Source organism: Mangrovicella endophytica (genome assembly GCF_002893625.1).
Lineage (GTDB): Bacteria > Pseudomonadota > Alphaproteobacteria > Rhizobiales > Rhizobiaceae > Mangrovicella > Mangrovicella endophytica.
The window spans coordinates 113,219-126,331 of record NZ_PKMZ01000006.1 but is presented as its reverse complement, the minus strand read 5'-3'; the positions used below and the strand labels follow the sequence as shown (position 1 = coordinate 126,331).

The 13,113-nt window shown below is 67.4% G+C and carries 10 protein-coding genes; 4 read left to right on the top strand and 6 right to left on the bottom strand.

What is annotated here, in order from left to right:
* Window positions 1–8: 8 nt before the first annotated feature.
* Window positions 9–731 carry a TetR/AcrR family transcriptional regulator gene (locus C0R46_RS14545; protein WP_198598342.1) on the top strand — a complete coding sequence of 241 codons (723 nt, stop codon included), beginning with the start codon at window positions 9–11 and terminating at the stop codon, window positions 729–731.
* Window positions 732–814: 83 nt separating this feature from the next.
* Here the strand turns inward: C0R46_RS14545 and C0R46_RS14540 are convergent, their stop codons facing one another.
* The 6 genes from C0R46_RS14540 to C0R46_RS14515 form a co-directional block, all read right to left on the bottom strand.
* On the bottom strand, window positions 815–2,509 hold the full coding sequence (locus C0R46_RS14540; protein ID WP_102960438.1) for a glycerol-3-phosphate dehydrogenase/oxidase: 1,695 nt from the start codon (window positions 2,507–2,509) through the stop codon (window positions 815–817).
* A 20-nt stretch (window positions 2,510–2,529) separates the two neighbouring features.
* Entirely contained in the window at window positions 2,530–4,056 is a 1,527-nt protein-coding gene (locus tag C0R46_RS14535; RefSeq protein ID WP_102960368.1) for an FGGY-family carbohydrate kinase, read from the bottom strand.
* A gap of 115 nt (window positions 4,057–4,171) precedes the next feature.
* Window positions 4,172–5,125 (bottom strand): D-ribose ABC transporter substrate-binding protein, encoded by a 954-nt coding sequence (locus C0R46_RS14530; RefSeq protein ID WP_102960367.1) that lies wholly within the window; start codon window positions 5,123–5,125, stop codon window positions 4,172–4,174.
* A gap of 67 nt (window positions 5,126–5,192) precedes the next feature.
* Window positions 5,193–6,293 (bottom strand): ABC transporter permease, encoded by a 1,101-nt coding sequence (locus C0R46_RS14525; RefSeq protein WP_102960366.1) that lies wholly within the window; start codon window positions 6,291–6,293, stop codon window positions 5,193–5,195.
* A 26-nt stretch (window positions 6,294–6,319) separates the two neighbouring features.
* Complete coding sequence (locus C0R46_RS14520; protein ID WP_102960365.1) at window positions 6,320–7,882, bottom strand: sugar ABC transporter ATP-binding protein; 1,563 nt, start codon at window positions 7,880–7,882, stop codon at window positions 6,320–6,322.
* Window positions 7,879–8,538 (bottom strand): DUF2291 family protein, encoded by a 660-nt coding sequence (locus tag C0R46_RS14515; protein WP_102960364.1) that lies wholly within the window; start codon window positions 8,536–8,538, stop codon window positions 7,879–7,881. The genes C0R46_RS14520 and C0R46_RS14515 overlap by 4 nt, the downstream gene beginning before the upstream one ends.
* 335 nt (window positions 8,539–8,873) lie before the next feature.
* Between C0R46_RS14515 and C0R46_RS14510 the strand changes: the two genes are divergently transcribed.
* The 3 genes from C0R46_RS14510 to C0R46_RS14500 all read left to right on the top strand — a co-directional run bounded on the left by C0R46_RS14510 (window position 8,874) and on the right by C0R46_RS14500 (window position 13,099).
* Window positions 8,874–9,839 carry a sugar-binding transcriptional regulator gene (locus C0R46_RS14510; protein ID WP_102960363.1) on the top strand — a complete coding sequence of 322 codons (966 nt, stop codon included), beginning with the start codon at window positions 8,874–8,876 and terminating at the stop codon, window positions 9,837–9,839.
* Window positions 9,840–9,942: 103 nt separating this feature from the next.
* A complete protein-coding gene (locus C0R46_RS14505) occupies window positions 9,943–11,595 on the top strand; it encodes an FGGY-family carbohydrate kinase (protein ID WP_102960362.1) in 1,653 nt (550 codons plus the stop codon).
* Window positions 11,588–13,099, top strand: a complete 1,512-nt coding sequence (locus C0R46_RS14500) for a glycerol-3-phosphate dehydrogenase (protein ID WP_102960361.1) — start codon at window positions 11,588–11,590, stop codon at window positions 13,097–13,099. Before C0R46_RS14505 ends, C0R46_RS14500 begins: the two co-directional genes overlap by 8 nt.
* Window positions 13,100–13,113: the final 14 nt, after the last annotated feature.

The window sequence follows — 13,113 nt, the reverse complement described above, 5'->3', positions numbered from 1 at the left end:
AATGGTCGATGAACTCGGATATCACGCCCTTGGCCGACAGCCCGACGGAGGCCCGCAATGCTGCCGAACAGCCGGCTGCTCCGGGTGGTCGCTGCCCCGGCGGGAGTGCGACATCGGCCGTCGATCTGGACAACCCGAAGGTCAGGGATGTCCTGCAGGCGGCGCGTTCACTCTTCCTCGCCGGAGCGTATGACGCCGTCAGTACCGACGCGATCGCCAGGGCTGCCGGCATATCCAAGGCGACGCTCTACTCGCATTTCGGCAGCAAGGAGCATCTGTTCTCGATCCTGATCGGTGAGGAATGTCGATCGATCCAGAGCCGGCTGCCGGAGCAGACCACTGCAGACGATGACATCGAAGCCGTCCTGACCGAGATCGCCCGAAGCCACATCACCATCCTGACGAGCCCGGATGCTTTGTCCTTCTACCGAAGCGTCGTCGCCCAGGTCCCGCGCTTTCCCGAACTCGGCCGCATCTTCTTCGAAACCGGACCCTGCACGATGCTGGCCCGCATCGCGGATGCTCTGAGCCAGGCTGACCGTGCAGGCTGCCTCGTCGTTCCGGATATCGGTGCGGCATCCACCCAGTTCATGAGCCTTATCGCCGGCGACGTTCCCATGCGCGTTCTCCTCGGCTTCGCGCCTCCAACGGTCGAGGAATGGGAGAAGCGGATCGGCGCGAGCGTCGCCTTGTTCTTGGGCTACTACCGCGCCGCAAGCCATCGCGCATAGTCACAGCGCGGCGCGAGAGGGCCGCGGTGATCGGCCGATGATCGCGTCGAATGACGCGGCGCCGGATCGGCCGTCCAGCAGCGTCAAAGTCGCATGCGATGGCGGGTGGTGAGGCGTTCGAGTGTCGAGGCGATCTCGGCCGACCGTTCTGCTTCCGTCCAGCCGAGCGCCGCGGCGGCGACATCGGCGATGGCCTCGACCGTCGAGCGGGTCAGGTCGCCCGTGACCGCCAGCAACGTGCGTCGCATGACGATATCCTCCAGCCGGACCACCATCTCGCTGCGCACGATCCAGTCGATCTCGGCCCGGCTGTAGCTTTCAGCGCCCGGCAGGCGGTCCGCATCGCTCCAGCGGCCGCGCCACATCGCAACGTCGAGCGCCGTGGTGCCGTAGCGGTCTAGGAGCTGTGACATTCGCTCGGTGCTGAGGCCGGCTTCGGCGGAGGCCTGCGCCAGCCAGGTCAGGCGCTCAGCCTCGTCGGGCGGGAAATCGCGGCCACCACCGATCGGCACTCTCTGGGTCGAGATACGACGGGCGTGTCCGAGGCGCGCCAGAACCACGTCGGCCACCTCCTCCGCGAAGCCGCGGAAGGTGGTCCACTTGCCGCCGACGAGCGAGATGATCGGGAACGGCCGCGCCCGCGTCGGCTCGGCGACGGGCGCCGAATGGTCGCGGCTGATCAGGCCGGGGATTGTCGCGTTCGAGGCGGGCAAGGGACGAATGCCGCTATAGGCATAGACGATCTGGGTGCGGTCGAAGGACAGACCCGGCAGTAGCCGGCGCAGGCAAACCAGGAAGTAGTCGATCTCGTCGTCATCGCATCGCACCACATCTGGATCGGCGGCGGGAATGTCGGTGGAGCCGACGAGAACGCGCCCGAGATGGTCGTAGACGAGGCAGATGCGCCCGTCGTCGGCTTCGAAATAGATCATCCGGCCGGCGAGACGTCGGCGCAGGTCCTCATGGTCGAGGAGAATATGCGACCCCTTGGTGCCGCCGATCATGGCGGATGGCGCGCCGAGCGTCGCATTGGCCTCGTCGATCCACGGCCCGGCGGCATTCACCACCAGCTTCGGGCGGACCGAGAGCTGCCGACCATCCGGCGCCCGGACGCTCAGCGTCTCGCCGGCAACAGGATCGAGCGATGTCCAGTTCAGGGCGGCCGATCGAGGATGAGCCGCGAGCCCGTCGCGCACCAGTTCCAGCACCAGCCGCTCCGGCGAGGTGACCTGCGCATCGTAATAGGTGCCGGCCGCCACCACGGCCTCCGTCAGGCCGGGGATGCTGCGCAAGGCCGCGCGGCGGCTCAGCAGCGCGTGGCGCGGCATCACCTGATTGCGTGAGCCGTAGAAGTCGTAGAGCCATAGGCCGATCTTGACGAGAACGGCCCCCCGGCTGCGCGGCGCGGTGGTCGAGCCGAACAGCGTGCGGAGCGCTGCCCAGACACCCTTGGTCCAGGTGAAGATCGGAATCAGCGTCGGCAGCGGCTTGACGTAGTGCGGGGCATTTCGGAGCAGCAGATTGCGCTCCAGCGTCGATTGCGCAACGAGCCGGAACTCGCCCGTCTCCAGGTACTTCAGCCCGCCGTGGATGAGGCGCGACGGCGCCGCACTGGTGCCGGAGCCGAAGTCCCCCTTGTCGATGATCAGGCAATCGATGCCCTGCAGGCAGAGGTCGCGAAACAGCCCGGCGCCATTCACTCCGGCGCCGATGATGACGACATCGATCGGCTGCCCGTCGAGCGCGGCCAGGCGGGCGTCCGTATCGGCCGCCGTCATGACGGATGGACCGTTCATCGCTATCCCATCTGCTCCAGGTCGAGCGCTTCGATCTCGGGCCAGACCGGCTTCAGCGCGCCGACGATGCGGTCATAGATCCGGTACCGCCTGTCATACGCGGCACGTCGTCCGGGATCGGGGTCGTGGGTGTGGCTCGCCGCGTCGAGGTCACGCGGATCGTCCTGGACGGACGCATAGAGACCTGCGGCCGTGCCGGCACAGAGTGCCGCACCCCAGGCCGCGGCTTCATCCGTTGCCGTGACAGTGACTGGCAGGCCGAGGACATCGGCAAACAGCTGCACGAAGACGGGATTGCGCGAAATACCGCCGGTCAGCCGCGCCGCGCCGATGCCAAAACCGGCCCGCAGCGCATCGACATGGCTGCGGTGGTTGAAGGCGATCCCTTCCAGCACAGCGCGCAGCATGTCGCTCCTGTCATGCCAGCCGCGCAGGCCGATGAAGCTGCCGCTTGCGGCATCACCATGCGGCGAGCCGAAGAGGTAGGGGTGGAAGAGGAGCGTCGAGGGCTTCTCGAGCGCCGCTTCCACGCGGCGGCCGAGGGCCTCATGGGCCGAACCGCCGGTCTGCGCGGCCTCTGCCTGCAGGTCCTTGCACAGCGTATCGAGAAACCAGTCGTAGTTCGCCGCAGAGGCCGGGGAGATCGACATGGCGTTCCACTGGCCCGGCTCGATGGCGTTGCGGCAGAACCAGCCGGGATCAACAGCCGGTTCGCTGGTGACCACCTCGTTGATCGAGTAGGTGCCGGCGACGATGCCGGCGACGCCCGGCCGATGGGCGCCGATACCGAGGGCCGAGGCGGTGACGTCGTGAAGCCCGGCCGCCACCGGTGTGCCTTCCGCCAGGCCGGTCAGCGCCGCAGCCTGCGCCGTGACGTACCCGACGATGCTGGCGGAGTGGGCAACCGGCGGCAGCGCGTCTGTCAGCGCCGCAAGGCCGTAGAGCCGCAGCGCCTCGGGCGAATAGTCCTGCGTGCGGACATCGGTGAAGGAGATGCTGGCTTCCGTCCGGTCGGTGCCGATCGTGCCGGTGAGGCAGAAGCGCAGCCAGTCCTTGCAGGCGAGCACATGCGCGATGCGGGCGAAGCGCTCCGGCTCGTGGTCGTGAATCCAGCCGAGCAGCGCCGAGGGCGCCGAGACATGCGGGTGCTGGCCGGTCGCGGCCAGAAGATCGGGAAACAGTCCCGCCTGCTCCCAGGCGCGTACCGTCGCGCCGGCACGGCTGTCGAGCGACAGGATGCCGGGACCGAGCGGCTGACGCTCCCCGTCGAGAAGATAGAGCCCGTCGCCATGGGCGGTCGCGGCCACCGCAGCGATGTCGCTGGCGGGCCGGCCGCAGGCGGCAACGGCCTCGGCAATGGCTTCGGCGGTGGCGCGCCAGAGGCCCGCCATGTCGCGCTCGATGCGGCGCGGCTCGGGGATCGATTGCGGCACGCGGCGCCGGGCGGTCGCCAGCGGCGAGCCGTCGACGTCGAAGATGACGGCCTTGGTCACCGTCAGGCCGTTGTCGATGCCGAGCAGGCTGGGCATGGGCGATGCTTCGCTGAAAATTCGCCGCCGCGGTTACGATCGCGGCGGGCGCAGGACCGGCAGGAACAGTAGCGGAAGGGCCGAGGCGCCGTTTCCAGCGCCCCGGCCCTTCATATCACTCGCTGAGCGTGAAGGCCGCGGTGTACTTGTCGACATTGTCCTTGGTGATCAGGAGGCAGTCGAAGAGCTGCTTCTCCTTGTCGACGCCGGTCTTGCCGTTCTTGATGAAGCTATCGGCCTGCTTGACCGCCTCGGCGGAGAAGACGGCGACCGGCTGCAGCACGGTATACTGGAGTTCGCCCGCCTTGATGGCGGCAACCGCATCGGGCGAACCGTCGAAGCCGCCGACCTTCACGTCGGCAAGCTTGCCGGCTTCCTTCAGCGCCGCGATGGCGCCGAGAGCCATCTCGTCATTGCCGCTGATGACGCCGTTGATGTTGGGGTTGGCCTGCAGGAGGCTCTGCATCTTGTTGTAGCCCTGGGTACGGTCCCAGTTGGCGACTTCCTGGCCGACCTTCTCGAGATCGGGGTACTGGCTCAGCACGGTCTCGTAGCCGTTGGAGCGGGTCTGGGCGTTGTTGTCGGACGGAGCGCCGAAGAGCTCGACATACTTGCCCTTGTCGCCAATGCTCTCCACCCACTGCTGGGCACCCAGAGCGGCGCCCTGCGCATTGTTGGAGACGAGCTGCGCCTTGGCAAGCCCCTCCTGATTGATCTCGGCATTGACGAGGATCACCGGAATGCCGGCGGACACGGCCTTCTGCACCGCGCCCACAGACCCGTCGGCATTGGCCGGATCGAGGATGATCGCGACCGACTGGTTGGTGATGGCGGTGTCGATCAGGCGGCTTTCGGTGTTGGTGTCGCCCTTATGGGCACCAACTGACGCGGTGTAGCCAAGCTTCTCGGCCTGTGCCTTTGCGACTTCGCCCTCGGTGAACCAGTAGGGGTTCGAGGGGTCGTTGACGATGATCGAGATTTGCCCGGCAGCGAAGGCCGGGCCGGCGATCACGGCCGAGACGGTGATGGCGGCCGCTGCAAGAAGAAGGCGCCGGGTTGCGGTGAACATGGTGGTTTCTCTCCCTTGTTGAACGTCAATGATGCCGGTTGCCCGGCGCCTCCCCGCCCGGGTGGCTTCAGGCCGCAGATCCGGTTGGCGAAGAAGTGGGTGTCGCGGCCGCAGCCGCCGGTCGGGCCCGGCGCCGGCCGTACTGGATCGAGTTCAGAAGCACGGCGAGGACGATCACCGCGCCGGTGAAGACGGTCTGCCAGTAGGACGAGACGCCGATGATCACGAGGCCGTCCGAGAGGAAGCCGATCACGAAGGCGCCGAGCATGGTGCCGCGGATGTTGCCGCGCCCGCCGGTCAGCGCCGCGCCGCCGATGACGACCGCCGCGATCGCCGTCAGCTCGTAGGTCGTGCCCGCCGTCGGGCCGGCCGAGGTGAGCTGCGAGGACAGGACGAGGCCGGCGATCGCCGCGCAGATGCCGGAGAGGATGTAGACGGTGACCTGGACGCGCTTGACCGGCACGCCCGACAGTTCCGCAGCTCTGGCATTACCGCCGGTCGAATAGACCCAGCGCCCGAAGGCGGTGCGATTGAGGAGAACGCTGCAGACGAGCGCGACCACGGCGAGGATGATGACGCCGATCGGCACCGTGAACAGCCGGTCGAAGCCGAGCCAGTTGAAGCCGGTGTTGCCGAGCTCCGGCCGGCCGCCGAGATTGTTGTAGGTCAGGCCGTTGGTCATCAGGAGCGCGATGCCGCGCGCGACATAAAGCAGGCCGAGCGTTGCGACAAAGGCCGGCACCTTGAAGTAGGCGATGAGGACGCCATTGATCGCCCCCACCAGCGCGCCGACGCAAAGCGTCAGGACCACCACCACCCAGACCGGCGGGTAGAGGACGACGCCGAAGGCATCCAGCTGCACGCCCTGCATCAGGAAGCCCGCGATCACGCCGGCAAGGCCGAGGGTCGAGCCGACCGACAGGTCGATGCCGCCGGTCAGGATCACCAGCAGCATGCCGATCGCCAGGAGGCCGAAGATGGCGACATGCGAGGCCATGATCAGGAAGTTGCTGGTGGAGAAGTAGAAGGGCGACAGGATCGAGAAGACCACGATGATCGCGATCAGTGCGAAGAAGGCGCGGCCCTCGAGCAGGATGCGGCCGAGATCGAAGCCGCTGCCGAGGCTTTCGCGGCGCGCTCGCTTGTCGGCGGGGCTGACGTCGGTCATGCGGAAGGCTCCGGCTTTCTCGTTCTTCAGTGGACCACGGCTTCGCCCGAGGCGGCCATGATCTCTTCCTTCGTGACGTTCGATCCGAACTCGGCGGAGATCCGGCCGCGGCTCATCACGATGATGCGGTGGGCGATCGACAGGCACTCGCCGACCTCCGAGGTCGAGTAGATCACTGCCAGCCCCGACCTTGCCCCCTCAGCAAGGAGGCGGAAGACCTCCCCCTTGGCGCCGATGTCGATGCCGCGGCTCGGCTCGTCGAGGAGAACCACCGACGGTTCCGTCGCCAGCATCTTGCCAATGACCACCTTCTGCTGGTTGCCGCCCGACAGGGAGCCGATCGGTGCACGACCGCCGTCGGTCTTGATCTGGACGTTGCGAATGGAGCGCTCGACCAGCGCCTGCTCGCGCGAGCGCGAGGTGAAGAGCCCTTTGGTGAAGGCCGCAATGCTGGCGATGGAGAGATTCTGCCCGACGCTCATGGTCTGCACGAGGCCATCGCGCTGGCGGTCCTCCGGCACGAGGACGAGCCCCCGCGCAATGCGCTCGGCGATCGACAGGTGCGAGACGTCCTGGCCCTCCAGGAGGATCTGCCCGCCGCTGGCGCGCACCCGTCCGGCGACGCATTCCAGCAGCTCCGTGCGACCGGCGCCCATCAGGCCGTAGATACAGACGATCTCGCCAGCCCGCACATCCAGCGACAGCCCATCCACTACCATGCGGTCCGGGCGGGCGGCGTCGGGAACACTGACACCCTGGATCGCGAGCGCGACGTCGCCGATCGCATGGCCGGTCGGCGGGGAGCCGAGATCGAAGTTCTCGCCGACCATGTTGCGCACGATCCATTCGAGATCGATGTCCTTGCGCTCGGCATAGGCAGTCATGGTGCCATCGCGCAGCACGACCGCATGGTCGGTGATCTGCAGCGCTTCTTCCAGGTGATGCGAGATGTAGACGATGGAGACGCCGCGCGCCTTCAGGTCGCGGATCACCTTGAACAGCACCTCGACCTCGGAGGCCGACAGCGCCGAGGTCGGCTCGTCCATGATCAGGATGCGCGAATTCACTGACAGCGCCCGCGCGATCTCAACGATCTGCTGCTGGCCGAGCCGCAATTCCTCGACAGGCGTCAGGGGATCGATGTCCTCTTCGAGCTCCGCCATCAGGGCGCGGGTCTGGCGCTCCTCCTCGGCGAAGTCCACGCCGGTGGCGGTGCGCAGCTCGCGGCCCATGAAGATGTTGTCGCGCACGCTGAGATTGGGCGCGAGGCTCAGCTCCTGGTGAATGATGGAGATGCCACGGTCGCGCGCCTCGGAGGCCGAGTGGAAGACCACCGGCTCGCCGTCGAGGATGATCTCGCCTGAGGTCGGCTTGTTGACCCCGGAAAGGATGCGCATCAGCGTCGACTTGCCGGCGCCGTTCTCGCCGAACAGCGTCGTCACCTGGCCACGATGGACCTCGAAGTTGACGCCCTTCAGCGCCTGGATGTTGCCATAGGACTTGGCGACGTTGCGCGCCGACAGGACGGCTTCGCCGATGCGGCCGGTAATGCCGCTGGCCTCGACGCGAGAAGCGGCGGGTGCGCTCATTGCACCTCCAGCCGCACCGGCGTCACCAGCCAGCTCTTCGGATTGATGAGCTTGAAGACGCCGGTGACGGTGATCGTCTTGCCGGGCAGGCTGGCGCCGTCGATACCGGCAAGCACTTGGCTCTTCATCGCGTTGTTCAGCGCCGAGCCGGCGTTCTGATACTCGATCTGGTTCTTGAACTGGTCGAAGCCGATCTTGCCCGTGGCATCGCGCAGGTCGGTGCCGTTGATGGCAGGCCCGGTCTGCACGCGCACCGTCAGCTCGGGCGGCAGGTCCGGCACCGCGACCTTGTAGACGCCGGACTTGCCCTCGCCGACGACACCGGTGAACTTCACCGCCATCACGGCCCCGGTTCCCGCGGCGACGCCATACTTGACGCTGGCGGCCGCCTTGTCGGCGGCAATCGCCGCGGCGAGTTCAGGCGCGGCAACCGCACGGGCTTCGACATCGGCCTGGACCGTCGGGAACTGACTGGCGCCGAACTGCTCCGGGGAAAAGGCTGCGGTTCTCGCGTCATTTTCCGAGCCGATCCGCACGACCGTCGTGTCCAGCGCCATGGCCGCCACGAGCGTCACGCCGAGCGCAGCCGCGACGCCAATGCGCATGGCGCCGTTGCCGGATCGGCGTGCGGGGCGGGTGCCAGCTTGGTAAGTCATGGATGTCCCCTCGGGGTTGAGCGATCGAGCGGTGCGAATGCTGTTGCGATCACGGCGTTACGGACGCGGGCGGCCATCCTGCTGCCGCGGATGCGCCGCCGCTAACGCGCGGGTGCCGCGGCACCCGTATCTGCAAACAAGCGTCTGGCTCTGCTCATCGTCGATCTCCCGGCCAGCTCTGCGGAACGGTCTCCTCCCATCCGTTTTGCCGGCTCACCATCGGTGGCCGCGCTGAGGACCCCGACCTGATGCTGGCGCTATCTTATTGACGAAAACGCGCCGGATGCAATAATTTTGTCTCAGTGAAAAATATTGCAGCGCGGGAGCGAGGCAGCATGGCCAAGACTGCCGCGGCCCGCGGCTCGGACGATAGCCTCGCGATCCGGGCGGCCTGGCTCCACTACGCCGGCGGGCTGACACAGGTCGAAGTGGCCGAACGTCTCGGTGTGTCCAACGCCAAGGCGCATCGCCTGATCAGTTGGGCCTATCAAAGCGGCGCCATCCGCGTGACAGTGGTCGGTGACGTCGCCGAATGCGTCATGCTGGAGAGCGAGATTTCGCGGCGATACGGCCTCGCCTATTGCGAGATCGTGCCGGACCTCCACGAAGACGGCCTGCCGTTGCGCGCGCTCGGCAGCGCCGGTGCGTCGTTCCTGCGCCGTGAGATCGAGGGGCTGAAACACGGCATCATTGGGCTGGGGCATGGTCGCACGCTTGCCGCCGCCATCGCGGCGATGCCGCATGTGGACGCCGGCCCCGTGCGCTTCGTGTCGCTGATGGGCGGGCTGATGCGCAACTACGCCGCCAACCCGCATGATGTGATGCACAGGATGGCCGAGAAGGCGAACGCCTCGGCCTATGTGATGCCGATCCCGTTCGCCGCGAACACCGCCGCCGATCGCGACGTGCTCCTGTCGCAACGCGGCGTTGCCGAGGTGGCCGAGCTGACGCGCCAGACGGACCTGATGGTGGTCGGCATCGGCACGGTGCAGCTCGACGCGCAGCTCGTCGCGACGGGCATGATCTATCTGGAGGAGATCGAGGAGGTGCGCCGGCGCGGCGGCGTCGGCGAGATGCTCGGGCACTTCTTCGATACCGCCGGCCAGCCGGTCGAGACGTCGCTCGCTAGCCGGATCGTCACGCCACCGCTCGATCATCTCAAGGGCAGGCGGATCGTGGCCTTCGCCGGCGGGCCGAGCAAGATCGACGGCATCGCCGCGGTGCTGCACAGCGGCTATCTGGCCGGGCTGATCACCGACGAACGAACAGCCCGCGAACTGATGAGCGGACAAGCGTCCTGACGAAGCCCGAGGAGGGGCTGCGTTGCCATGACAGACGAGATTGATCGCGGGTGGAGGACACGCCGTAACGAGCCGCGGCCGCAGCTATCGGCAGGACGGCGCCATGGCGCGTGAGGCCGACATCCTCATCGGCATCGACGCCGGCACCTCCGTGGTCAAGGCGGTGGCCTTCGACCTGAGCGGCCGGCAGATCGGCTCTGCCTCGGTGCTGAACCGTTATGTCGAGCGGCCGGATGGCGCGGCCATCCAGTCGATGGATCAGACCTGGACCGACTGCGTGGCGGCGCTGCGCGGGCTCGGCGACAAGGTGGACGATCTGGCAAGTCGCGTGGCGGCGGTGGCCGTGACCGGACAGGGTGACGGCACCTGGCTCGTCGGCCCGGACGACCGGCCGGTCACGGACGCCTGGCTCTGGCTCGATACCCGCTCCGCGCCGACGGTGCGCCGCCTGCGGTCCGGCGCCGGCGAGCGCCGCCGTTTTGAGGCGACCGGCACCGGCCTCAATACCTGCCAGCAGGGCGCGCAGCTGGCGCACATGGCGGCGACCTCTCCCGACCTGCTGGACCGGGCCGAGGTGGCACTCCACTGCAAGGACTGGCTCTACCTCAACCTGACCGGGGTGCGGGCCTCCGACCCCTCGGAGATGAGTTTCACCTTCGGCAACTTCCGTAATCGTCGCTACGACGACGGCGTGATCGCGGCTCTCGGCCTGCAAGGCCACCGCCGGCTCCTGCCGGACATCGTCGACGGGACTGAAGTAACGCATCCACTTTCGGCACGCGCGGCGGCTGAGACGGGGCTTCCGGCGGGCACGCCGGTCAGCCTTGGCTATGTCGACATGGTGATGACGGCGCTCGGCGCCGGCGTCCACACCGGCGATCCCGACGTCGCCTGTTCCACCGTCGGGTCCACCGGCGTTCATATGCGTGCGGTGAGAAGCGGCGAGGTCGCCCTCAACGCCGAGGGAACGGGCTATGTCATCGCACTGCCTCTGCCGGACATGGTCACGCAGGTGCAGACCAACATGGCGGCGACGCTCAATATCGATTGGGCGCTCGGGCTCGCATCCGATCTCGTCAGTGAGTTCGGCGATGCACCGTCGAAGGCGGAGCTCGTCGCCAGGATCGATGGCTGGCTGGCCCGCAGCGAGCCCGGCGCGCTGCTCTACCACCCCTACATCTCGGCGGGTGAACGGGGTCCGTTCGTCAATTCGGATGCGCGGGCGAGCTTTGTCGGCCTGTCCAGCGGGCATCGTTTCCCGGACCTCCTGCGTGCCGTGACCGAAGGCCTCGGCATGGCAGCCCGGGACTGCTACGCCGCGATGGGGCGGATGCCGGGTGAGTTACGGCTGACGGGTGGAGCGGCGCGCTCGCGCGCCTTGCGCTCCGTGCTGGCGGCAGTCGTCGGCGCGCCCGTGCGCATCTCGGGGCGCGAAGAGGCCGGTGCTGCAGGCGCAGCGATGATGGCGGCCGTTGCCGTCGGCGCCTATCGCAGCATGGAGGACTGCATCGCTGAATGGGTAACGCCGCTGCTTGAAACGCCGGAGCCGCCGGATGCGAGGCTGGCTGAGACCTACGGGCGCCTCTTTCCCGCCTATGTCGATGCGCGGCGCGCGCTCGAACCGGTCTGGAGCCGCATGGCGGAGAACCGGTCAGCCACGCTGCGCTCCGATCCGGGCGCCGATGCGGGCGGGGAACCCATCGAGATCGCCATTGCGGCGGCGGTCGAAGCTGTCGGGAACAATGAGCATGACTGACACGAACACCATCGACCTCCTCGTCGTCGGCGGCGGCATCAACGGCGCCGGCATCGCGCGCGATGCCGCCGGGCGCGGCCTTTCCGTCATTCTCTGCGAGAAGGACGATCTCGCCGAGGGCACGTCGTCGCGCTCGGGCAAGCTCGTTCATGGCGGTCTGCGCTATCTCGAATATTACGAGTTCCGGCTGGTGCGCGAAGCGCTGATCGAGCGCGAGGTGCTGATGAAGAACGCGCCTCACATCATCTGGCCGATGCGCTTCGTCCTGCCGCACAGCCCGGACGATCGGCCGGCCTGGCTCGTGCGGCTCGGCCTTTTCCTCTATGATCACATCGGCGGTCGCAAGAAGCTGCCGGGCACCCGCAGTCTGGATCTCAGCCGCGACCCGGAAGGGGCGCCGCTGCTCGATAAATACACACGCGGCTTCGAATATTCGGACTGCTGGGTGGACGACGCGCGGCTTGTGGTCCTCAACGCCGTCGGCGCCCAGGAGAGGGGCGCCGAGGTGCTCACCCGCACGGCCTTTGTCGGCGCCAGGCGCGAGTCCGGTGCCTGGACGGCGGAGCTGCGCAATAGCCGCACCGGGCAGACTCGGACGGTGCGCGCCCGCGCCATCGTCAATGCCGGTGGCCCCTGGGTGCAGGGCGTGATCGATCATATTGCCGGGACGGAGCACCGCCGGAAGGTGCGCCTCGTCAAGGGCAGCCACATCGTCGTTCCGAAGTTCTGGGAGGGGGCAAACGCCTATCTCGTCCAGAACCACGACAAGCGGGTGATCTTCATCAACCCCTATGAGGGCGACAAGGCGCTGATCGGCACCACCGACATCCCCTATGACGGGCGCGCCGAGGACGTGACCGCCGACGAGAGCGAGATCGACTACCTGCTCGCCGCGGTGAATCGCTACTTCAAGGAAAAGCTGACCCGCGCGGACGTGCTGCGCAGCTTCTCCGGCGTCAGGCCGCTGTTCGACGACGGCAAGGGCAATCCCTCGGCGGTCACCCGCGACTACGTCTTCGACGTCGACGACACGGACGGCGTGCCGCTCCTCAACATCTTCGGCGGCAAGATCACCACCTACCGCGAGCTTGCCGAGCGCGGCATGCACAGGCTGAAGCGGTTCTTTCCTGCGATGGGGCCGGACTGGACGCATGACTCGCCACTGCCGGGCGGCGAGATTCCGGATGCCGACTATGAAGCCTTCCGCGAGCGCCTGAAGGCCAATTACCCCTGGATGCCGGGTTCGCTGCGGCGCCATTACGGCCGTGTCCACGGTTCGCGCACCGCAGAGATCGTCGGCACGGCCACTTCGCTGGAGGGTCTCGGACGCCATTTCGGCGGCAATCTCTACGAGGCGGAGGTGCGCTATCTCGTTGACCACGAGTGGGCGCTCACCGCCGAGGACGTGATGTGGCGTCGCACCAAGCACCGGCTGCATCTGAGCGAGGCCGATCAGGCCGCTTTTGCCCGCTGGTTCGAAGCCGAATACGCCGTCGCCGCCTGATCGCCGTTTGCCGC

Coding starts and splice junctions, on each gene's coding strand:
- C0R46_RS14545 (WP_198598342.1), top strand. CDS start 9: ATGAACTCGGATATCACGCCCTTGGCCGACAGCCCGACGGAGGCCCGC.
- C0R46_RS14540 (WP_102960438.1), bottom strand. CDS start 2,509: ATGACGGCGGCCGATACGGACGCCCGCCTGGCCGCGCTCGACGGGCAG.
- C0R46_RS14535 (WP_102960368.1), bottom strand. CDS start 4,056: ATGCCCAGCCTGCTCGGCATCGACAACGGCCTGACGGTGACCAAGGCC.
- C0R46_RS14530 (WP_102960367.1), bottom strand. CDS start 5,125: ATGTTCACCGCAACCCGGCGCCTTCTTCTTGCAGCGGCCGCCATCACC.
- C0R46_RS14525 (WP_102960366.1), bottom strand. CDS start 6,293: ATGACCGACGTCAGCCCCGCCGACAAGCGAGCGCGCCGCGAAAGCCTC.
- C0R46_RS14520 (WP_102960365.1), bottom strand. CDS start 7,882: ATGAGCGCACCCGCCGCTTCTCGCGTCGAGGCCAGCGGCATTACCGGC.
- C0R46_RS14515 (WP_102960364.1), bottom strand. CDS start 8,538: ATGACTTACCAAGCTGGCACCCGCCCCGCACGCCGATCCGGCAACGGC.
- C0R46_RS14510 (WP_102960363.1), top strand. CDS start 8,874: ATGGCCAAGACTGCCGCGGCCCGCGGCTCGGACGATAGCCTCGCGATC.
- C0R46_RS14505 (WP_102960362.1), top strand. CDS start 9,943: ATGGCGCGTGAGGCCGACATCCTCATCGGCATCGACGCCGGCACCTCC.
- C0R46_RS14500 (WP_102960361.1), top strand. CDS start 11,588: ATGACTGACACGAACACCATCGACCTCCTCGTCGTCGGCGGCGGCATC.